Origin of the sequence: Pontibacter toksunensis, from assembly GCF_042686245.1 — a bacterium.
GTDB lineage: Bacteria > Bacteroidota > Bacteroidia > Cytophagales > Hymenobacteraceae > Pontibacter > Pontibacter toksunensis.
Map to the genome: position 1 here is coordinate 88,916 of NZ_JBHUOX010000012.1, position 20,849 is coordinate 109,764.

Genomic DNA, 20,849 nt, shown 5'->3' on the forward strand with positions numbered 1-20,849 from the left:
AATTTAGAATCAAGTACGTATTCACCGCAAACTTATGCTTTTCCTCCTGCTGTCCACTCCTCGCGCTGAACAGGGTATCGCTCTGGTCCTTCAAATTTGATAGCAGCTAACGCACCTGCAGCAGACTTACGTTCAGCAAGTCGTATAACAGTAGGCGGGCTTGTATAATTAAGTCAGATTCTTGCGTATGAATGTTCTTAAGTTTGTCCTAGTTCTTTTGGTCATATACCTTCTACTCATGGGCCTTTTATCTTTTCAGCAGGAGCGCCTGATCTTCTTTCCGCAGAAGCTCAGGAAAGACTATACCTTCAGGTTTGATAAGGAGTTTGAGGAAATCAAAATTCCTACAAAAGATGGTATAAAGCTGCATGGGCTACTATTTAAGGCAGCTGAACCAAAAGGCCTGGTCTTTTACCTGCATGGCAACGCCGGTTCAGTGTACACCTGGGGATGGATAGCACAAACATATACTGATTTGAACTACGACATCTTCATACTGGACTATCGCGGTTATGGAAAGAGCGAAGGAAGCATCAGCAGCGAAAAGCAGTTTTATGAAGATGTGCAGGCTGCTTATGACCAGTTGAAAACGTTGTATTCCGAGGAGAAAATTATAGTTACAGGTTATTCAATTGGCACAGGAGCAGCCGCAATGCTTGCTTCGGTCAACAACCCGAAGCTCCTGGTGTTGCAGGCACCTTACTACAGCCTCGGTGACTTGATGAATAACCTATACCCTTTTGTTCCTGCATTTCTGTTAAAGTATAAATTTGAAACTTTTCGATTCTTAGAAAAAACAGAGGCACCAGTAATTCTTTTCCATGGCGCTGAGGATGAAATCATCTATCCCCTGTCATCTGAAAAACTGAAAGAACTTCTCAAGCCTACAGATAAAGTGATTTTCCTGGAAAGGCAGGGACACAACGGCATGAATGAAAACCCAACTTATAAAAAGGAACTGGCACAGGTAATCTCCACTGTGGAGTAACCCCTCTCCTTATAGTATATATGTAGTCCAACTTCACTTTCTTTCCTTCTGGTATTCCTTAAATGGCAGGCGTATGAATTTCTCCTTTCCCTTTTAAATCAGGAATTATAACACTGGACTTCTACCTGAGAGGCAACACCTATTGTTACGAGCTACAACCACTATAAGAAATGTGCAAAACCTCCTTGCTGCTTTTGCGTTTCATTTCTTCAGTTATGCATACAAAACAGATTAATTTCAGCAGGTTTAACAAGCGCTTACTTACTATACTGCTGGTATCCCTGCTCCTGTACCTGGGCAAACCATTTCTGATACCCATCGCTGTTGCCGCCTTCTTTGCCATGTTACTCTTCCCGCTGGTGCAAAAGCTACAGCAGTATCATTTAAAGGAGACTACGGCTGCGCTTGTCTCCATCCTGTTACTGCTGGGTACTATTTCCGCTCTGACAGCCCTTGTTTATTACCAGGCCACTATTCTTCAATCGGACCTCCCGAGGTTAGAAGATAAAATAAATGAGAAGACAAACAGGCTACAATGGCTGCTTTATGAAACCACAGACATAACTGCGAATGAGCAGGAAGAAATTCTGGAGGAGAAAAAACCGGACATTGCAAAGGCGGTCTTTAAAAGTGCTCGGGATTTTGTGATGCAGTTTTTTTTCGTCCTGTTGTTTCTTTTCATTATCCTGACCTACACCTTCTTCTTGATGATTTATCATCAGCGTATTCAGAACTTCTTTGTCAGGCTCCGCATGTTTGAGAGTCAGAAAGAATCGAAAGTGATGCTCGCTAAGATCTCCATTATCATTCATGATTACCTGAAGGGAATTCTGACGGTTATCGCTGTTCTAGGAGTTGTATATGCCCTTGGCTTCTGGGCGATAGGCATTGATCATGCCATTCTTTTTGCCATGATCACGGCCCTGCTGCGCATCATACCCTATTTTGGTTCTTACCTCGGTATCGCCCTACCTATTGCGTTTGCCTTTCTTACAAAAGATTCTCTCTGGTACCCGGTGCTGGTACTGGTCTTTTTTATGGTTACACAGCTGTTAGAGGCAAACCTGCTGACTCCCTACATCACGGGCTCAAAAGTCAGACTCAATCCGCTGGCAACCATCATGGTCATTCTTCTGGGCAACCTGCTATGGGGCATAGCCGGAATGATCCTGTTTGTTCCCTTGTTCGCCAGCCTGAAAATTATTTTTGACCAGATACCGCAACTAGCCCCCTACGGCTACATACTCGGAAAGGGTGACGCCACAGACGACCTGCCGCCCCCTCCTGATAATAAATAATTTAAATTAGTCTCATCAGCAAAAGGTGTTCTTTACTGATTTCATTGCTTCTAACTGAAGCAGGTTTTCATCAGGAAAAAGCGCAAAGGTAGAAAGCCGGAAGTTTTGTAACAGCATACTCGTTTAGCCTTGCCTCATGTTCTGCATACTCCATTCCTGCTGGGCTCCGTTGCTGTTCTCATAGAGTTTGCACCGCTTGCATTCCCCGTAAATAAGCCAAATTCATTAACCAACGGCAGGGTGCTTCGTTCTATAGGTATATCAAAATTAAATTTTACATGAAAGATACAAAAGGAAGGAAAGCCGATAAACCGAGAGAAATACCCGGCAAGGGATGGAAACAGGTGATGTTAAGGGTAAAAGAGCAGTTAAGCACTGATAACATGCATATTGTGGCTGCCGGTGTCGCCTTTTACTTTTTCCTGGCCCTTTTTCCAACCTTAGCGGCCATCATTTCTATCTATGGACTCGTGACTGAGCCTGCCTCAGTGGAGCAGCACATGGAGCAGCTTACCAATGTATTGCCCCAGGAAACACATGAGATGCTGAATGAAAGGCTGCGCAGCATCTCAGAAGGCTCCAGTTCCACGCTTGGCTGGGGAGTTGCCCTAAGCATTCTCCTGAGTTTATGGAGCGCCAATGCAGGTACAAAGTCCTTGTTCGAAGGCGTTAACATTGCCTATGATGAAGAGGAAGATAGAGGTTTCCTGAAGTTAAACGGTATAACCATGCTTTTCACGCTGGGCGGCATTATAGTCGGCACACTGGGTATTGGGCTGGTGATTGCGTTTCCTGCACTGGTTGAACACCTGGGGCTGCCAAGTGTGCTTCAGACAGTGCTGTCGTGGGGCAGGTGGCTCCTGCTGGCTGTGATCATCATGAGCGGTCTTGCCCTTATTTATAAGATAGGCCCTAACAGAGACAAACCTAAGTTCAGATGGGTGAGCTGGGGAGCTGGCATTGCAACAGTGCTATGGTTGATAGGCTCACTTTTGTTTTCTTGGTATGTGACCAACTTTGGTAATTACAATGAAACTTATGGCTCTGTTGCCGCTGTCATCATTCTGATGCTGTGGTTTAACCTGACGAGTTACATCATTTTGCTGGGTGCTGAGATAAATTCTGAACTGGAACACCAGACAGAAAAAGATACTACTGTCGGTGAGGATCAACCAATGGGAGCACGTGGGGCCTATCACGCCGACCACGTAGCGGACGGGCCAGAAGATTAATATTGTTCTCATAGCAGACACAAAGGTGCTACGCTCCCGTGCATGCCGAAACAGTTATGTTACCCTAGGTATAACGGGGAGTTTTATGTAACCAACCACAAACTCCCTGAATTTTAAGGCTCCTATTTGTTCGGTTTTCGAGCAGGTAGGGGCTTTGTGTTTTAAACGGACTCCATCCCATCAGTTTATACTACGGCAGCTTAAAGTGTATTCCAAAGGAGTGAGACTTTTTTTGTCTAAGCTGCCGTAGCTGTAGTTCATCCAGCGGCATCAGACCTACTGTTTCATTTCTGATGCTCTGTGCTCTCCAGGCTGGGGCAGGGGCACTATATCAGAGCGGTCACGTCATTGGTGGTTGAGGCCCTCCTGGGCAGCGTGAAGTGTAAAGAAGCTGCCGGGGGAAGGGGTCCTCTTTAGCTCTGCTACGGCTGCCTCGCTGCGCTCAGCACCGCAACATTTACAATAGAGGCATCCTCCCCCAGGCGCTCAACCCAAAAACTGCAAACCCTTTCACTCCGTGCCAACGATTAGGAAAGACCTGACTTTAGAAAATAGATCTTTCTTTGATCGGGTATTATTTCAAACTGTTCCATATTATAGAGCCCTCTATCCTTCTGTACTGAGTTGCTAAGTTCTATAGAAGTGAAACGGGCGAAACGAATGCACGTATTGATATTGATTCGTTAGACTATTATTTAATAGAGTCTTTCCAATCTGTTTCGTATTTTAGCTTCTGAAATGAGACTGTCCTTTAAAAATAGTAATCCCACTCCACCTTGAGTTCAAGGTTATTTCTGCCTGTGCAGGGCTAATATCCTTTCTGCTGCACCTCTACACTGTAATTTTGTTGCTTCCTGTCTGGCCACTGATATTTCATCCTGGCAGCAACGAAGCGTTTTCTGTTAATGCCACTATGTCTCGTGTGATGTAGCCTGGCAAATAGTTGTTGCTTAGTATGCTTCTATACCGTCCTGTAGCACGGACAGTGCAGAATGTATCCGCTATAGCTATTTTACACTCTCGGTTTTATGAAATTTAAAAATCCGGATAAATTGCTTAAGCTTAAGTTTCTGGGCAAGCACAGAGATGCCATCATCAGAGAATACTTAAAGTATAAGCCTAAAAAAGGATACGTTTTTATAAAGGCAGATAGCCATTTTAATGCTCCTGAGGAGCCCCGATTTATAGAAAGAGGCTTTGATGAGGATATGTTTCAGAGTATACAAGAGGCAGAAGGTGCACAAGACACCAGAGCTGCCCAACAAAATGAGTGCATCTACTACGAAATTTTCTGGGAGTCTGATAAATCCTCATATTACCTGAAGGAGCGCCTCTGAATTATACCATAATCAGTTGAATCGTACGCATATAGGCTGCTGTTCCGGATTTGTAATCCGGAACTTGTGAAGAATCGGATTTGCAATACACTGGCTTGCCGGCAGCTACTGCCCCTGCAGGACGAATTACAAATTCGCGACCTCCATACTTTCGGATTACAAATCCGAAAGTGCGAATTGAATGCACACTACGTGTCTTGCGCAGCCATCAGTTGAGGAGGGCATTATCAATAAAAAACAGGAAGCCGATAGACTACTCGCTAACTCTATAAAGTTTCTCAGATGTACCGGGATTGTATGAGAGGAACAGGCAACGCCTGCTTTATAAAGAAGGGCTGGGGCTTCCTGTAAACCATGCCACTGCACTTCCAGATATGTTGGAAGGGACTTCATGTCTTCCTCTAAATTCAATGTAGTTTACCTCCAGGCCCTGGCGCTGTAGTTGCGGCACAATACGCCGGGAGCAGGAGTCTATCGGCAGTACAGGATCATACTCTCCATGCGAGATAAACACAGCAGGCTTGCCTTTCTTCTCCGGCGCATAAGCGAAGCCCGGAGAGAAGGCAATGATGTGCGTGAACAAATCGCCGTTGGTTAAGCCAAGGCAGAAGGCATAAGAAGCGCCATCAGAAAACCCACCGATGGCAATGCGGTTCTGGTTGATAGCGAAATATTTGAAAATGAAGCTGAGTGCCTGGTCAATAAAAATCACATCCGGGCCAAAAGCATCAGTGGCAATGATGTCCCAGGAATAAGACCTGGAAGCAGGAGCCAGAAGAATGATGTTGCGTGCGTCGGCATACCGTTGCAGCAGGGAAAGCCCGTTTTCTGCAGGGGCTCCTGCACCGTGCAGCATGACAGCAAGGGCAGCAGGTTGTTTCTTATCGTAACTATGCGGGACGTAGATTAAACCGTCTTTTTTTTCATCTAAGTTGAGCCGCCTTACACCGGATTTAAATGCATCTTCTACTGTAGCGGCGCCTGTTACTGCTGTTAACCTTCCTGTCGCGTACTGCTTTCTGTTCGTCGTCATTCCTCCCCCTCCTTTGGTACATTCAGCTTACGAAAAAACCCAGTATAAATTTACTTTAAGAGACAAGCAACTCCTTCTGATGCTATTTTAAATCTGGACTCTTACCCTATGCTTCTTCAACCAGTTCGCGGTTATACTTGCTGCGGTACTGCAATGGAGAAAGTCCCGTAATACGTTTGAAGGTGGTACGGAAAGCTTTTGCATCGGAGTAGCCCACATGGTACATTACCTCCGTCACATTCTCACGCGTACGCTCCAGGCTTAATTTTGCGGCCTCCATCTTAACCCGCTGCATATACTCTACTATGGAGTTAGCAGTAGCTTTTTTAAAGCGGCGCTCCAGGTTCCGGCGGCTCAACGCAAGCATGTCTGCCAGTTGGTCAACCGTTATCCTGTCCTGCAGGTGTTGCTCAATAAACTCCTGCGCAACCATTACCTGCTCATCATCGTGTTCCTTCTGCCCATTAAAAATAACAAACGGCGATTGGCTGCGACGTTCAATATCTATCTGGAAGGCCTTCGACATGAACACGGCCACCTCCCGGCCCGCATACTTTTCAATCAGGTACAGGATGAGGTTAAGGTAAGAAAAGGCACCGCCGCTGGAGTAGATCCCCTGCTCATCTGTAATGATTTTGTCCTGCACCAGGTGTACCTCGGGGAACATCTTTTTGAAAGCGCTGGCGGCCATCCAGTGCGTGGCGCATTGCCGCCCGTTTATTAAACCCGTTGACGCCAGCAGGAAAGCACCTACACAAAGGCTGCCGACTTCTGCACCCCTTTTATGCTGCTTTACAATCCAGGGCAAGAACGCCTTGTTGTTTTCTACTGTCTCCACTAAGTCTCCATCCAGTGCCGGGATAATGATGAGGTCGGTATCATCTACCGCATCTGCCACAACATCTGTATAGATGGTATAGATACCACCAGCTGCTGACACCTGTTCAGACAGGCCTACCAGTTGCACCTGGAACAGAGCGGGCCTGCCCATACTTTTGAGCGCTTTGTTTGCCTCCGTAAATACCTGGCGCGGGCCTTCTATACTACCCAGTATAGCGCCTTTCGGAACAAGGATGGATATGTGCTTCATAGGTGTAAGATAAGCAGAACGGGTGTCGCGATCAACCCTAAAGTTGCCGTATTTATACCCCTTATTTCCAGGTTAAAAAGGATATGTTTGTACTATCAGGAAAGCGTAAAAGACGTGTCAGAAAAGGCACGGACAGCGGCAGCCCCCTGGAGCGATGCTGGTGCTTGTAAAGGTTTAATCAGGAGATTGCACAAGTGGATGAGCGGCCTGGCTGCTCTTTATTATAGCATGGCGCTACCAAACGGGCAAAAGATGTGGGGTCGGTTTATCTATACGGAACGGCAGGCACCGCAGCATATCTGAAATATCAGATCATTTTCAAGTGAGGAAGGCATAAGTACACGGGCACCTTTCTGCCAGGTGTAGCCGCTGGAAGTTTTAAACATACTTCCCTTATCCGAAGAAGATGGCAAGGTAAGCCTGACCCTGCGCTCATGTCCGGTGAATGCAACAGTAGAAGAAACTAACTCTTTTGAGAAAGAATATACCTCGTTATAAAAAGGCTTCAAGGGCACTTATAATCGATTGCAAGAATACCTAAAGAATAGCTTTTACGTCCAAGAGCCAAACTAACAAAGAATCTTTATACAACTTAAACTATAGACAAAATGGCAACCATCAACATTTACCTGAACTTCAGTGGCAACACAGAAGAAGCCTTCAACTTTTATAAATCCGTATTCGGTGGTGAATATGCCGCGCTGCAGCGCTTCAGGGACACGCCGGAAGCCGGCAGAGTACCTGCACATGAACAGGATAAAATCATGCATATTGCGCTTCCTATTGGACAGGGACTCCTGCTCATGGCAACTGATGCCCTCGAATCAATGGGTCAGACGCTGACGGTTGGCAACAACTTCCATCTGTCTGTGAGTGCAGAAAGTGAAGAGGAGGCCAACATGCTTTTCGGTAAATTATCAGCTGGTGGGAATGTTTATATGCCGCTTGAAAAGGCCTTCTGGGGAGATTACTTTGGGATGCTGACCGACAAATTCGGGGTTCAGTGGATGATCAGTTACGATCCGGTGCAGCAGTCAAAGGAGGCACAAACGCAGGCTGCGCAGCCTGTTGCTTCCTGAATAAAACAGAGCGAAAACTTTCTGTTGAACTGTTGCACTTCTCTTATAAAAACGCTGAAATTGATTAAAATTCTTACTCTTTCGGAATGGATACCTCCGAAAGAGTAAGATAAAGCTCATTTGTTAATTTGCGTAAAAGCTTCAGGTTGTCCTTTTGCAGTAGCAGGTTCGTTTGCTGAACTGCTGCTGCCAGGGATAGCTGTTTTCTTTCAGGCTTCCACACTCAGGCGCTGCAGCACTGCTTTGCATCGCTCCGTGGAAATAACTTTAAAGTGGTGCGGCGTGTGGAGCGGAACAGCAAAATAGTCTCCTGCTGCCAGGCTGTAGACGTTCTCTCCTGCCGTTATTTCGCAGGTACCTTCCAGAATAAGAAAGCGTTCATACTCATCGTGGTGTACCTCCTGCTCCGTAGCATCTTTTAACCAGATGACTGCTGTTGTGGCCACAGGCGTATACCCTATTATTTTAGCATAGACGCCTTCTGCATCAGCAGGCAACACCATGTCCTCCCGGTTCAACCAGGGGGCAAAATCTTCCGGGCGCGATTGGGCAGTGAGTACAGGTGGCGAGGTAGGCAGTTCCCCCTCCTTCATGCGCTCCAGGTAATCAATTGTAGCTAGCACCAGTGTCTTCACCGTATTCCTTGGCTTTACGGCATGCGCCATGGCATACACCTCCATCTGCTCACTGATAGCGTCAATTTCCTGTTGCACCTCGGGATGGGATGCGGCCATTTGCTCTACGGCAGCAGCTTCTTCCGGACTGGCAGCACCCATTACATAGAGCTCTAAAACCCCGGATTCTATAAAGTCTTTTATAGAGTTCATGCTGGTTTTTTCGCTTTTAAATGTACAAATGCGTTTTTTAAGACTACTCTCATCTTTTCCTCTGTAATGCCCAGTTCTGCCGCGGCCTCGGTGCAGCTGCGCCCTTTCAGGTAAACAAGTTCCAGAATTTCCTTCTCCTGTGGCTCCAGGTGGCAAAGTTGCTCATTCTCCTGTTTCCCTTTCTTCAGAAAGCTGTTCTCCTTGTTTTCTGCCCCCGCAAAATTACGACTCTTTTGTTGCTGGGCAACAGCCGTATACCTGCCATTTTTAACTGCTTCCAATGCAATACCACGTGCAATGGCTAAGCCCCAGGTCAGGAACCTGTTTCGGGTGGCATCATACACTTCAATGCGTGTCCAGATGGCCACGAAAGTTTCCTGCAGCACCTGTTCAGCCATTTCCTGGTCCGGCACAATGCTTGAGATGACTCCCATCATCACCGGCGCATAAGCATCGTATAGCAGGCCCAGTACTTCCTGCCTCCCCTGCTGCAGCGCTGCAACCAAGCTTTGCTCTGTTTCTCCCTGTAAATTTATTCCTGACATATCTCTTCTTTCTCCTGCCCCCGATTCCTATTAAAGGCTAATCCAGTACAATTTAATCAAAGCGGTTGAATAACAAAATGATGGACTAAGGTAGTAGGTGAGGCTTATATACTTTTGCTGTTCATATCTACTAAATGTGGAACATGAAAAGAAGCGTGCTACTTCATCATACACAATCTCTTAAGGAGAGAGGCAATGCAACATAATGTAAACTCCGAGCGCAAGTATTTAATGGTATTACGCATGAGAAGCCCTTGAGCACGATAAACAATAATGATGTTTTAAAACAAAAAAGAGGAACACGTGGCTCCTCTTTTTCCGGTACAATTACATGCTATACCTTACTTAGTATTTGTCAGAAACGCTGGCTTTACCTGCATTTTCGAAATGAGTGGCCTGCTTGATGGTCTTTTCTTTGCCTTCCGCGTCTTCGTAAGAACGCTCCTCTACTTCTACAGATAAAGTTTTACCCTTCAGTTCTTTTGAATCAACTTCTGCTTTTTCAATGCCTACTGCTTTCAGAAACGACGCCAGGATAGGCTGACCAGGCTCGCTTAAATAAAAACGCTGGTTCACAAACCCATCTTCGTTCTCCAGGCGGCAGTTAATGAAAGGGATGTCCTTGTTTTCACTTTTCCCTTCTTCCACTTCAGTTATCTTTACAACATGCCGTCCGTTTGGCAGAAACGGCTTTTCATCTATTTTCAATTTCATAATGTTCTTCTTTAGGCTTTCAACATACTATTTGCTAATTATATACGCATCAAGCTTGTACATGTTCTTTATTTTAAATGCTTTTCACCTTTATACTAATATTATTAGCATTTAATTGAGACCAGACAACTCATCCTTAACCTTAACCCTTGTTTTGTCCGTACAACTAATTACCCCGGGAATCCGGTACAAAACCATTTTACAAACAAGACAAGGAGAAATACTATGGCAAGCGATAAAGATAAAAGCAATGATGAGTTGAAAAGACAAGCTGATGAGAGCGGAAGCGGCCAGCAGCGAGGAAACCAGACCGGACCAGTAGCGGGCGGCGCCGACAATACACGCGGTGAAAACAAGCCAAGCAGTGAAGGTCATGGTGGCGGTGCAAAACCAGGCAAGGGAAAGCAAAGCGATAAAGACCACACCAACCTGACCACTACGTCGCGGGGCGCAGACAGCACTGACAAAGAATTCAGAACCGATCAGCCTAACGCCAGCACCTTGAAGGGGCACAAGAGCAACGAAGGCTTAGGTAACGAAAAAGACTAGTGCAGGCTTACTGCTTAACAGCATAAACAAGCTATATAAGAAAGACCCGGTTAGTACCGGGTCTTTTGCTTTTCCTGCCCTTCCTGAATCTCCGGTTAAAGTATCCGGACCTCAGGCCCTGGCTGTCATACACCTCTCTCCTTCCGACTCCAGCCTTTGTTGCAAAGCGAACCTGCTCACATCCGGAGCATACAAATGGGGTTAACAGGAAAATCACATCAAAGCAAAAATATTTTTATATTGCTGTGAGTACTTCTTCGGGTGTTGCGACATCGCAGCCGGAGCAAGTGCTGCAAACTATTAACTCATATTGTTACCTTAAACTGCTACAGTAATGTCTTCATATCTATTTAACAGGCGAAGTTTCCTGAAAGGCGCTACAGCCACACTTGCCCTGACTGCCCTTGGTGCACACGGAATGAGCCTTGCCAACCCGGCAAAGCCCCTGAAGGTCGGCTTGATCGGTGCGGGCTGGTACGGTAAAAGCGATTTGTTCCGCCTGATGCAGGTGGCAGAGGTAGATGTGGTGGCGCTATGTGATGTTGATAAAAACATGCTGGCTGAGGCCGCTTCCCTTGTTAGCCAGCGACAGAAGTCACGCAGGAAGCCGCGGCTTTACGAGGACTACCGGAAAATGCTTGCTGACAACAAGTTCGACATTGTGCTGATTGGCACCCCGGATCACTGGCATGCCCTGCCAACCATTGCCGCCATCAAAGCCGGAGCACATGTGTATGTGCAAAAGCCGATTAGCGTGGACGTGATGGAAGGGGAAGCGATGCTTGCTGCCGCCCGTAAGTACAACCGGGTAGTGCAGGTAGGCACACAACGCAGAAGCACGCCGCACCTGATTGAGGCCAAGAAAAATATCATTGATGCCGGGCTGCTGGGTAAAGTGGCGCATGTAGAGATGTACTGCTACTACCACATGCGCAGTAAAACCAGCCCGGAGGTACGCGCCGTTCCCGATTTCCTGAACTATGACCTATGGACCGGGCCTGCCCCGCTACGCCCTTACGACGGTCCGCCACACCGTCGCTGGCGAAATTTCATGGAGTACAGCAATGGCATTGTGGGCGACATGTGCATCCATATGTTCGACGCGGCGCGCTGGATGCTGGACCTGGGGTGGCCAAAAAGTGTTTCCTCTACGGGCGGCATTTATGTGCAGGAGGAAGGGAAGGCAAATATTTCAGACACCCAGACAGCCATTTTTGAATACGATGAACTAAACTGCGTCTGGCAGCACAGAACATGGGGCACTCCCGTTAACCCGGATTATCCCTGGGGATTAACCATCTATGGGGAGAAAGGCACCTTACTAGCCAGCCCGCATCAATATGACTTTATACCTGTGGATGATAAAAGCGAAAAGATTCACCGGGACGCGGTTTATGAAAAGGAGAAATATCCAGAGGATTTGACAGAGGAAGGTATAGAACTGCATGCGGCGCCGGCAACCAGGCTGCACATGCAGGACTTCCTGGCAGCCATCGGAAAGGGAGGCAAGCCGGTTGCTGACATTGAGCAGGGCCATATCTCCACCGCCAGCTGTATCCTGGCGAACATGTCCATGCTGCTGGGGCGCCCCCTTGTGTATGACCCCATCCGGCATGAAATTCCGGGTGACCCGGAAGCCACACTCCTGCTGCAGCGGCCTTACCGCCAGCCCTGGGTTCATCCGGACCTGAACAAGGTGTAAGCCATTCTCCACAGAACCGAAACCACACTACTTTCCGCTGCATGAGCCACATTAAAGAAAAATGGACCCTCGTCTGGCACGCCGTTAAGGGAAAGGAGCAGGATTATACTACCCTGGGCATTAAGAAAAGCATTGTACTGCTGGCCATCCCCATGATACTGGAGATGGTAATGGAGTCTTTATTTGCTGTGGTGGATATCTTCTTTGTGGGCAGGCTTGGTTCAAGCGCATTAGCCACGGTGGGACTCACAGAGTCGGTGCTGATGATTATCTATGCAGTTGGCATGGGTGTCAGCATCGCCGCCACAGCGCTGGTGTCGCGCAGGTTTGGGGAAAAGAACTATACCGAAGCCGGAAACATCACCTACCAGTTGGTTGTAACAGGATGCTTGCTGGCGCTGCTGATGGGTGCCCTCGCCACTTACTATGCAGCGGAAATCCTGGCGCTGATGGGCGCCGAACCTGACGTTATTGCGACAGGCATCCGGTATGCACAAATCATTTTCGCAGGCAACATCGCCATCATTATCCTCTTTCTGGTAAATGGCGCCTTTCGCGGTGCAGGCTTGCCACACCTGGCCATGCGCGCGCTCTGGATTGCAAACGGAGCCAACATTATTCTGGACCCCATCCTCATTTTTGGTATTGGCTCCATCCCTGCGCTGGGGCTCGAGGGCGCTGCCTGGGCCACTACCGCCGGCAGAAGCCTGGGCGTGGTTTACCAGCTTTACCACCTGCTCAATGGCAGGCACTTGCTGAAGATCGGACGGGAAAATCTGCGCATCCGTTTGTCCATGATATGGAGAATCCTGAAAGTATCCTCGGGGGGGATGGGCCAGTACCTGATTGACTCCGCCAGCTGGATTTTCCTGACGAGGCTGATTGCGGAATTCGGAAGCCATGCCCTGGCAGGCTATACCATTGCTTTCCGTATAATCGTCTTCACCATACTGCCTGCATGGGGGCTGTCTACTGCAGCAGCTACGCTGGTTGGGCAAAACCTGGGAGCGCAAAAAGGGAAAAGAGCAGAAATTGCCGTGTGGCTGACGGCGCGTTATAATGTTATTTTTATGGCGGCCATCACCCTTATTTTTATTTTGTTTGGAGAGCACCTGGCTCGCTTTTTTACAGATGAGGCAGAAGTTATTAGAATTACTTCTGAGGCTTTGAAGATAATTACCTTGGGCTACATATTCTTTGGATTGGGTATGGTTATGGTACAGGCATTCAACGGGGCCGGCGATACCCGTACTCCCGCCATCATCAACGTGATGGTGCTTTGGGTAATCGAGATACCTCTCGCCTACCTGCTTTCAATTACCTTTGGTTTTCACGCCACAGGCATATTTATCGCTATCGCTTTCTGCCACTCACTCCACGCACTCGTGAGCTGGTGGTTGTTCAGGCAAGGCAAATGGAAGAAAGTGAGGGTTTAACTGGCCCACTTTCTGCAGGGTTTTCGTCAAACCCGGCTTACCTTTTTATAAAACCTTCTGGCGCAACAAATGCTCATTCCGGGTTCATTTTCTTTTATTACTTCTTCACAGGACTAAATAATTAAAATCCCGCAACCTTTGATAATTATCGGGTGTAGTAGAAAATTCACAATACTAAAAGGAGTAAAATAAGTTAATGGGAATATTTGATAAAAAATATACGAAAGCAACATCAGTAACTTATACACCAGGAAATGAACAAGAGGCATGGATAGCCATTATGCACGCCTGCATTGCAGTGGATGAAGATGTTGCAGATGAAGAACTGGAGGAACTGGCCCAGACATTAGCTTACAAGCCCATTTTTGAGGGGCACAACGTGCGGGAGTATTATAAAACAGTTTTACTTGCACATGCCAAAATAGGAAGCAAACAGTTGATAGACAATAGCGCAGAGCATATCTCGGCTGAAAGTAAATACGACCTTTTTGCCCTGACAATTGAGCTGGTGCTTGCCGATGGCGTATTAGCCAGCAAAGAAGAAGAGTTGATCAGCTATATATCTTCTGCCCTTGATTTAGAGGAGAGCATAGCAAAAAAAATAGTGGAGAAGAGACTAAGCCATTTCAAGGACGAAACGCAGGAATAAGCAGCACCTCTATTGGCTTAATTTTCTACCCTACCTCTTTCCGGACTCACCCTCAAAATCTAAAGCAGGCATTTAGTCAAAGCGTATGCGTACCTTGCACGAATTAGTTGAAACTTCTCCTGCCCTTCCAAATCCAACAGGCAAAAGCTTAAGAGAAGAGACAGGTGAAGCAGGCAGTGGCAGGGGAATCAGAGGAAACAGAAGCATATGAGAATAACAGGCAACATCGGCCAGATCAAAACAACCAGAGACAGCAGGAACAGCGATATTGCTATTCACATCAATTCAGTTGAATACATCACTCACAAAAAGGACGGTAAATACTTTCAGGCTTTTGACTTTGTGGATGAACTGGACACACCGCTCGTTATCACGGGAGATTGCCTGGCACTCTCTGACAAAAAGCAGTTTGAAAAGGGAAGCTATGAGTTTGATGTGTATGATAAGTCAGGTGATGCGTATGAACGCAACGAAAACAAGCACCTCTCCCTGATAGTGGACCATGACTACGAGGAAAATGTGACCATTTTAACCTCTGCTGAGTACACAATTACGGTCTCTAATGAGGCTTTTAATGAAATCAAAAGCGACCGAAGCAAAGCCAGAAAGCAAAAGCAGGGAAAAGGCAGAAAGAGCAGGTAAATCTTTTTTTGCGCTATACCAGCTGCAAAAGTAGAGCTATTACTTCCGCAGGTACAGGATAAGATTGGTATAATCGATAACCCCTCGCTTAGCAGAAAGAATGTCGGCGCCAATAATACCGTCTACCTCTTCCAGCTTCATGTTCAGGAAAGCCTTGTTCACGTGGTCCAGGTTTATCAGGTATATGCTCGTGTTGTCTATTTCAAGCTGTCCTATCTGCATCTTATTTCCAGTTGACAGCTGCATTCCCATAGTGCCACCCCCTGTTCCCGTTACCTGAGTATTTGATTTACGTGACTTTAAGTTAAACGTAGCCTTTCTTTTCTCTTCCAATATGGTAGCTCCGGCTCCTGTATCCAGTATAAACTTCCCGCTCACACCATTCAGGTAAACCTGCATCTGCAGATGCCCGGATGGCATCTTCTTCAACTTTACCCGCTCGTACTGCTGGTGCTTTGTCAGTAACTCATCTAGGCTCATGTCAGCTGTCACACTTGTTTCAGCTGGTGCCCCGGCTGCAACTCTGGTAGTGGACTGCGGCGCATCGCAAGCCGCTACGATAACCGTTAGTGCTGTTATCAGGTAACAGAAAAATTTGCTCATATATAACTCCTGCTTCGGATATGCTTTTGTTTAAAATGAAGAGCCTTAGGGCAGTTAATTTACCACCTGCTTTCCTATGTATAAAGTATATCTGCACAGAAATCGTTTCAAAATCAGCCGACTAAAGCTTTCTGCAGAAGTTAATCAGTTCGGGTTTAAATCAGGAAGAGCTACCTGTCTGGGTAGCTCTTCCTGTAAAGTTCTTCAGTCCATCCTTAGGTTAAGGACCGGGTTGGAAGTAGCTGCTCTTATAGCCTGGTAACTGATGGTAATAAAGGCTAACAGAGCTGCAACTATACCTGCAACAAAAAATACCCAGATTGGAATGTCGATGCGGTAGGCAAAGTCCTGCAGCCACGTTTGCATAGCATACCAGGCCAGCGGAAAGGCAATGAGAGCAGCTATCAACACCAGCTTCAGGAAATCCTTAGAAAGCAAGGTCACGATAGACGAAGTTTCAGCACCCAGCACCTTGCGTATACCTATCTCTTTTTTCCTGCGCTCTGCCGCATATGCGGCCAGGCCAAACAAACCCAGGCAAGCAACAAAAATGGCGATGGCTGTAAAGATGGTCAATAGGGTCTTCAACTTATCTTCCGCTTTATACATTTTCTGAAAGTTATCATCCATAAAAATGTACTCTAAAGGGTAATCAGGTGAAAACTCGTCCCAAACTCCCTTTACATGGTCTATGGAACCGGCTATATTACCAGACTCCATTTTTACGGCTACTTTATAATAGGCACCCGGGTAGATCTGCAGCACCGTTGGATCCATCTTATCATACAAGCTTTTGAAATGGAAGTCTTTTACAACACCTATGATTTTGCCTTCCTTAAGAGAATCAGGGCTATCCCATCTTGGCCAGAATAACGTCTGCCCCAGCGCTTTCTCCGGCGTACCGTACCCCAGTTCTCTTACAGCTGTCTCATTGATCATAAAAGCCTGGTCAGTATCTGTTTTAAATTCTCTTGAAAAAGGTCTTCCTGCTACCACTTTTACATCTAAAGTGTTGATGTAGTCAAAATCTACCATCAGCATGGCAGTAGATTGTGGTACCATCTCCCCGTTCTTCGGCACATTTACCCCGTCTCCTGCCGTGGCATCTCCCGGAAAACCATAGCCAATGGAGACATTCTTTATGCCTGGCCCTTTCAGCACCTCGTTTTTAAACGTCTCATAGTTGCTGAACATATTTTCTCCCCTCATCTGGAAGAACATGATCTGTTCTTTGTTAAAGCCGAGGTCTGTATTGTGCAGGTAAGACACCTGCTTGTAAACAATGCCGGCACTGATGATGAGGAAGATGGACAAGGCAAACTGTACCACAATCAGTCCGTGCCGCAGCCACTGTATTTTCCCCACTTTACTGTCCACCACCACAGCGCTCTTCAGCACTTTTACAGGTTTAAAACCAGACAGCACCATGGCCGGATAAAGCCCTGCCAGTATGCCGACCACCAGCGTCAGGAGTAGCAACAGTAAAAGGAGAATTGGGTCTGTAAACAGGTTAAACGACATTTCCTTGCCCGTAAATTCATTCAGCGACGGCAAGAGCAAAGATGTGAGTGCGGCAGAAAAAATTACGCTGATAAGCGTCAGCAATATTGTCTCGCCGAGGAACTGCAGCATGAGCTGGCCCCGGCTGGCGCCTATCGCCTTTCTTACGCCCACTTCCTTTGCCCGCTGCATGGACTTGGCAGTAGCCAGGTTCACAAAGTTGAAGCAGGCAATGAGTAAGATGAAGATGGCGATAATGCTGAGCGCCCGGACATAAGTAATGTTGCCTTTTATAGACTGGTCAAACTTAAAGCTGGCTGAGTACAGATAGACTTCGTTCAGGGGCTGCAGCAACGGAAGGTATGCGAAAGGTTTATTACGGGCTTCATCAATCTGCTTTGCCACAATATCCTGGAGCTTTGCTTCAGCTGTAGCTGCACTTGCTCCTTCTTTCAATTTAACATATGTATAAAACTGCTGCCATCCCCAATCTTTCATCCGTTCTGCAGGTATCTGGGCAGCTGCCAACGGAAGCACAAAGTTTACAGGCAAATGAAAGCGCTCCTCCGTACTGTATACCCCTCTTACAATAAACGGATCTTTATTAACCATTACCTCCTTACCAACCGGATCGATATCCCCGAACACTCTATCAGAAAACTCTTCTGAGATAACGATGGAGGAAGGATCTTCAAGGGCTTTTTCGGGAGAACCATATTTGAAAGGAAGCTGAAATACTTCAAAAAACTCCGGTTCAGCATAGAATTGTCCTTTTTCGTAAATGCTCTTCTCCCCCACCTCAACCAGCTGGTTAGAATCAAACGTCAGCATCAGGATGCGAACAACAGTCTCTACTTCCGGGACACTTTCCTTCAAAGTACTTCCAAACATGGGAGGTACAACCGCCAATATGGTTCCGGCTTCCTCAGCAGATATATCATTGTAAACGCGGTATACCCGTTCCCCTTCCGGAAGGAATTTGTCGTACTGCAGCTCATCATGCACAAAAAGGCCGATGAGCAGGCAGGCTGTCAAACCGAGCGCTAAACCAGCAATATTGATAAAGGAGAACCCTTTGTGCCGGAGGATATTCCGATAGGCGATTTTAAAGTAGTTTCTAAACATATAGGAGGTGGTTAAGCTGTTTTATATTAATAAATTCTTCTTTTACTATTTACTCAGTATTTATTCAATCCTGAGGTTATTGACGGGGTTGGCTGTTGCTGCTTTTATTGCCTGGAAACATACTGTTAACAAAGCGACAATGATCACTGCCGCTCCTGCTACTCCAAACACCCACCACCCTATATCGATGCGATAGGCAAAGTCTTGTAACCATTGGTGCATGAAATACCAAGCAACCGGCGAAGCAATGAGAAGCGCTATAACAACCATTTTCAAAAAGTCCTTTGACAATAGCAGAACAATTCCTCTCACACTGGCGCCTAAGATTTTTCTTATACCAATTTCTTTTCTTCTTCTCTCAGCTGCATAGGCAGCAAGTCCAAATAGGCCCAGACAAGAGACAAAAATGGTAATGCCCGTAAATATCCAGAGCAAAGATTTTAATTTATCTTCCGCCTTATACATTTGGTCAAAGTTTTCATCCAGGAAATTGTACTCTATCGGATAGTCCGGAGAAAATTTATCCCACACGTTTTTCACATGCACAATAGTATTTGCAACATCAGCTGTTTCCATTTTCACAGCCACTTTTGAATAGGCTTCCGGGTATATTTGCAAAACCGTCGGTTCTACTTTATCATATAAACTTTTATAATGAAAATCTTTTACTACCCCTACTACCTGCCCTTTTTTTACTAAGTCAGGATCTCGCCATGTATTCCACATAAGCGTTTGCCCCAATGCCTGCTCAGGCGTTTCGAATCCAAGTTCCCTAACCGTAGTCTCATTAATGATATAGGCTTCATCCTTATCCGTTTTTATTTCCTTGGAAAAATCACGGCCGGCCACTAACTGTATGCCTAATGTTTTTATATAATCAGTATCTACCATCAATTGCGTGGCTTTAATTTTCTTCTGCTCGCCTTTTACAGGTGCTGTAACAAAGCCGTCTCCAAACATATCGCCTGGAAACCCATATCCAATAGATACCGAAGAGACATGGGGTGATTTTAACAGCTCATTCTTAAAGGTTTCGTAATTGGTTTGCATGTTCTCACCCCGCATAGGAAAGAACATGATTTCTTTTTTATTGAAACCAAGATCTTTATTGTGGAGGAAGTTTACTTGCGTAATAACAATAATGGCACTTATTATCAACAAAACAGATATAGAGAATTGAGCAACTACCAAGCCTTGGCGCAGCCATGGTATTCTTCCTGGTGATACTTCACTCACACTTCCACCTTTTAATACTTTTATTGGTTGAAAACCAGATAGAATCAATGCCGGATAAAAACCAGCGAGTATACCAACTATAAGCGTCATGATGAGCAGTAAAACTGCTAATGAAGGGTCAGAGAAGACATTAAAAGTCATTTGCTTTCCTGTAAACTCATTCAACACAGGAAGGAGTAAAGAAGTAAGTGCTGCTGAAAAGATGACGCTGATACTGGTTAGCAAGATGGTTTCACCAAGGAACTGAAGGACTAATTGTTTTCTGCTGGCGCCTATAGCTTTTCGTACCCCCACTTCTTTTGCCCTTTGCAGAGACTTGGCAGTAGCCAGATTCACAAAATTGAAGCAAGCAATCAGTAGTATGAAAATAGCAATAATACTGAGCGCTCTCACATAGGTAATGTTCCCTTTTTGAGCCATATCATGTTTAAAGTCAAAAGACTGAAGGTGAATTTCTCTTAAAGGCTGAAACCGAGGCAAAAACACAGGACCGTCACCTTTCAGGAATGGCGCTGTATAGTTTTGGAATTTAGTTTCCAGGTCATTTACATTTGCTCCTTCCTCAAGTCTTGCGTAGCTGTTATAGGCATAAGTAGTCCAGTTTTGCAATTGCTCTTTCGGGACTCCGGCAGCCATAGGCAGAATAAAATTAATGGAGAGATGGAATCTGGGGTTGTTCTGATACACCCCTGTTACCTTGAAAGGAAATTTATTCATCTGAATCACTTCACCAACAGGGTTCTCCTTCCCAAAAAAGCGTTCTGCCATATCTTCAGAAATCACAATGGAGGCAGGTTCCACCAGAGCGCCAGCGGCAGAGCCATGGGTAAAGGAAAGCGGAAAGAGTTCGAAGAAGGTCGAATCAGCAAAAACGCCTTTTTCCTCATACATTTTCTTATTACCCTTTTCAAACAGTAGCTTCGACCGCAGCTCCATCACTCGTAGGGTATTCTCAACCTCAGGAAAATTCTGCTCCAGCGTAGTAGCGAACATGGCCGGGGTTGTACCTATGTAATCTGTACCTTCATCTCCTGTTATCTCATAGTAAACTCTGTATACCCTGTCTCCCCCGGGTATAAACTTATCGAACCTATACTCATCATAGACGAACAGACCGATCAAAAGGCAGGCTGTGATACCAAGAGATAAGCCAGAAATATTGATAAAAGAAAAGACCTTATGCCTGAGAATGTTCCGGTAGGCCGTAATAAAGTAATTTCTGAACATGTTGATAATGGTTTAGCTGTTCTATGGTGCTTCTCTG

At 46.1% G+C, this 20,849-nt stretch carries 19 protein-coding genes; 11 read left to right on the forward strand and 8 right to left on the reverse strand.

Annotated features, from left to right (window positions below; translation table 11 throughout):
* Positions 1 to 238 precede the first annotated feature (238 nt).
* From ACFS7Z_RS16130 to ACFS7Z_RS16145, 4 genes are all read left to right on the forward strand, one after another.
* The gene (locus ACFS7Z_RS16130; protein WP_377486625.1) at positions 239 to 988 is read left to right on the forward strand and encodes an alpha/beta hydrolase; all 750 of its coding nucleotides are present in this window, start codon (positions 239 to 241) and stop codon (positions 986 to 988) included.
* Positions 989 to 1,203: 215 nt separating this feature from the next.
* A complete protein-coding gene (locus ACFS7Z_RS16135) occupies positions 1,204 to 2,286 on the forward strand; it encodes an AI-2E family transporter (RefSeq protein ID WP_377486628.1) in 1,083 nt (360 codons plus the stop codon).
* A 278-nt stretch (positions 2,287 to 2,564) separates the two neighbouring features.
* The gene (locus tag ACFS7Z_RS16140; RefSeq protein WP_377486631.1) at positions 2,565 to 3,518 is read left to right on the forward strand and encodes a YihY/virulence factor BrkB family protein; all 954 of its coding nucleotides are present in this window, start codon (positions 2,565 to 2,567) and stop codon (positions 3,516 to 3,518) included.
* A gap of 1,028 nt (positions 3,519 to 4,546) precedes the next feature.
* Positions 4,547 to 4,855, forward strand: coding sequence for a hypothetical protein (locus ACFS7Z_RS16145; RefSeq protein ID WP_377486635.1), 309 nt, complete (start codon positions 4,547 to 4,549; stop codon positions 4,853 to 4,855).
* A gap of 322 nt (positions 4,856 to 5,177) precedes the next feature.
* Here ACFS7Z_RS16145 and ACFS7Z_RS16150 read toward each other — a convergent pair whose 3' ends face one another.
* Positions 5,178 to 5,888: an alpha/beta hydrolase gene (locus tag ACFS7Z_RS16150; RefSeq protein WP_377486638.1), complete on the reverse strand. Its 711-nt coding sequence runs from the start codon at positions 5,886 to 5,888 to the stop codon at positions 5,178 to 5,180.
* Between the two features lie 106 nt (positions 5,889 to 5,994).
* Positions 5,995 to 6,978 (reverse strand): GlxA family transcriptional regulator, encoded by a 984-nt coding sequence (locus ACFS7Z_RS16155; protein ID WP_377486641.1) that lies wholly within the window; start codon positions 6,976 to 6,978, stop codon positions 5,995 to 5,997.
* 87 nt (positions 6,979 to 7,065) lie between these two features.
* Here ACFS7Z_RS16155 and ACFS7Z_RS16160 point away from each other — a divergent pair, with 87 nt between their 5' ends.
* Both ACFS7Z_RS16160 and ACFS7Z_RS16165 read left to right on the forward strand, forming a co-directional pair.
* The gene (locus ACFS7Z_RS16160) at positions 7,066 to 7,281 is read left to right on the forward strand and encodes a hypothetical protein (protein WP_377486644.1); all 216 of its coding nucleotides are present in this window, start codon (positions 7,066 to 7,068) and stop codon (positions 7,279 to 7,281) included.
* A gap of 305 nt (positions 7,282 to 7,586) precedes the next feature.
* Positions 7,587 to 8,057, forward strand: a complete 471-nt coding sequence (locus ACFS7Z_RS16165) for a VOC family protein (RefSeq protein ID WP_377486647.1) — start codon at positions 7,587 to 7,589, stop codon at positions 8,055 to 8,057.
* A 209-nt stretch (positions 8,058 to 8,266) separates the two neighbouring features.
* On the opposite strand, the gene ACFS7Z_RS16170 is transcribed toward ACFS7Z_RS16165, so the two are convergent.
* From ACFS7Z_RS16170 to ACFS7Z_RS16180, 3 genes are all read right to left on the reverse strand, one after another.
* Positions 8,267 to 8,884: a cupin domain-containing protein gene (locus tag ACFS7Z_RS16170; protein ID WP_377486650.1), complete on the reverse strand. Its 618-nt coding sequence runs from the start codon at positions 8,882 to 8,884 to the stop codon at positions 8,267 to 8,269.
* Positions 8,881 to 9,429 (reverse strand): RNA polymerase sigma factor, encoded by a 549-nt coding sequence (locus tag ACFS7Z_RS16175; protein WP_377486653.1) that lies wholly within the window; start codon positions 9,427 to 9,429, stop codon positions 8,881 to 8,883. Before ACFS7Z_RS16175 ends, ACFS7Z_RS16170 begins: the two co-directional genes overlap by 4 nt.
* A gap of 345 nt (positions 9,430 to 9,774) precedes the next feature.
* A complete protein-coding gene (locus ACFS7Z_RS16180; protein ID WP_377486656.1) occupies positions 9,775 to 10,143 on the reverse strand; it encodes a hypothetical protein in 369 nt (122 codons plus the stop codon).
* A gap of 225 nt (positions 10,144 to 10,368) precedes the next feature.
* Between ACFS7Z_RS16180 and ACFS7Z_RS16185 the strand changes: the two genes are divergently transcribed.
* The 5 genes from ACFS7Z_RS16185 (at position 10,369) to ACFS7Z_RS16205 (ending at position 15,121) form a co-directional block, all read left to right on the forward strand.
* Positions 10,369 to 10,692: a hypothetical protein gene (locus ACFS7Z_RS16185; RefSeq protein ID WP_377486659.1), complete on the forward strand. Its 324-nt coding sequence runs from the start codon at positions 10,369 to 10,371 to the stop codon at positions 10,690 to 10,692.
* A gap of 334 nt (positions 10,693 to 11,026) precedes the next feature.
* Entirely contained in the window at positions 11,027 to 12,394 is a 1,368-nt protein-coding gene (locus ACFS7Z_RS16190) for a Gfo/Idh/MocA family protein (RefSeq protein WP_377486662.1), read from the forward strand.
* 41 nt (positions 12,395 to 12,435) lie between these two features.
* Positions 12,436 to 13,830 carry an MATE family efflux transporter gene (locus ACFS7Z_RS16195; RefSeq protein ID WP_377486665.1) on the forward strand — a complete coding sequence of 465 codons (1,395 nt, stop codon included), beginning with the start codon at positions 12,436 to 12,438 and terminating at the stop codon, positions 13,828 to 13,830.
* 196 nt (positions 13,831 to 14,026) lie between these two features.
* The gene (locus ACFS7Z_RS16200) at positions 14,027 to 14,479 is read left to right on the forward strand and encodes a TerB family tellurite resistance protein (protein WP_377486668.1); all 453 of its coding nucleotides are present in this window, start codon (positions 14,027 to 14,029) and stop codon (positions 14,477 to 14,479) included.
* Between the two features lie 207 nt (positions 14,480 to 14,686).
* Positions 14,687 to 15,121 (forward strand): hypothetical protein, encoded by a 435-nt coding sequence (locus tag ACFS7Z_RS16205; protein ID WP_377486671.1) that lies wholly within the window; start codon positions 14,687 to 14,689, stop codon positions 15,119 to 15,121.
* A 39-nt stretch (positions 15,122 to 15,160) separates the two neighbouring features.
* Here ACFS7Z_RS16205 and ACFS7Z_RS16210 read toward each other — a convergent pair whose 3' ends face one another.
* The 3 genes from ACFS7Z_RS16210 to ACFS7Z_RS16220 form a co-directional block, all read right to left on the reverse strand.
* Positions 15,161 to 15,724: a retropepsin-like aspartic protease gene (locus ACFS7Z_RS16210; RefSeq protein ID WP_377486673.1), complete on the reverse strand. Its 564-nt coding sequence runs from the start codon at positions 15,722 to 15,724 to the stop codon at positions 15,161 to 15,163.
* A 204-nt stretch (positions 15,725 to 15,928) separates the two neighbouring features.
* Positions 15,929 to 18,349, reverse strand: coding sequence for an ABC transporter permease (locus tag ACFS7Z_RS16215; RefSeq protein WP_377486676.1), 2,421 nt, complete (start codon positions 18,347 to 18,349; stop codon positions 15,929 to 15,931).
* 60 nt (positions 18,350 to 18,409) lie between these two features.
* On the reverse strand, positions 18,410 to 20,812 hold the full coding sequence (locus ACFS7Z_RS16220) for an ABC transporter permease (protein ID WP_377486679.1): 2,403 nt from the start codon (positions 20,810 to 20,812) through the stop codon (positions 18,410 to 18,412).
* Positions 20,813 to 20,849: the final 37 nt, after the last annotated feature.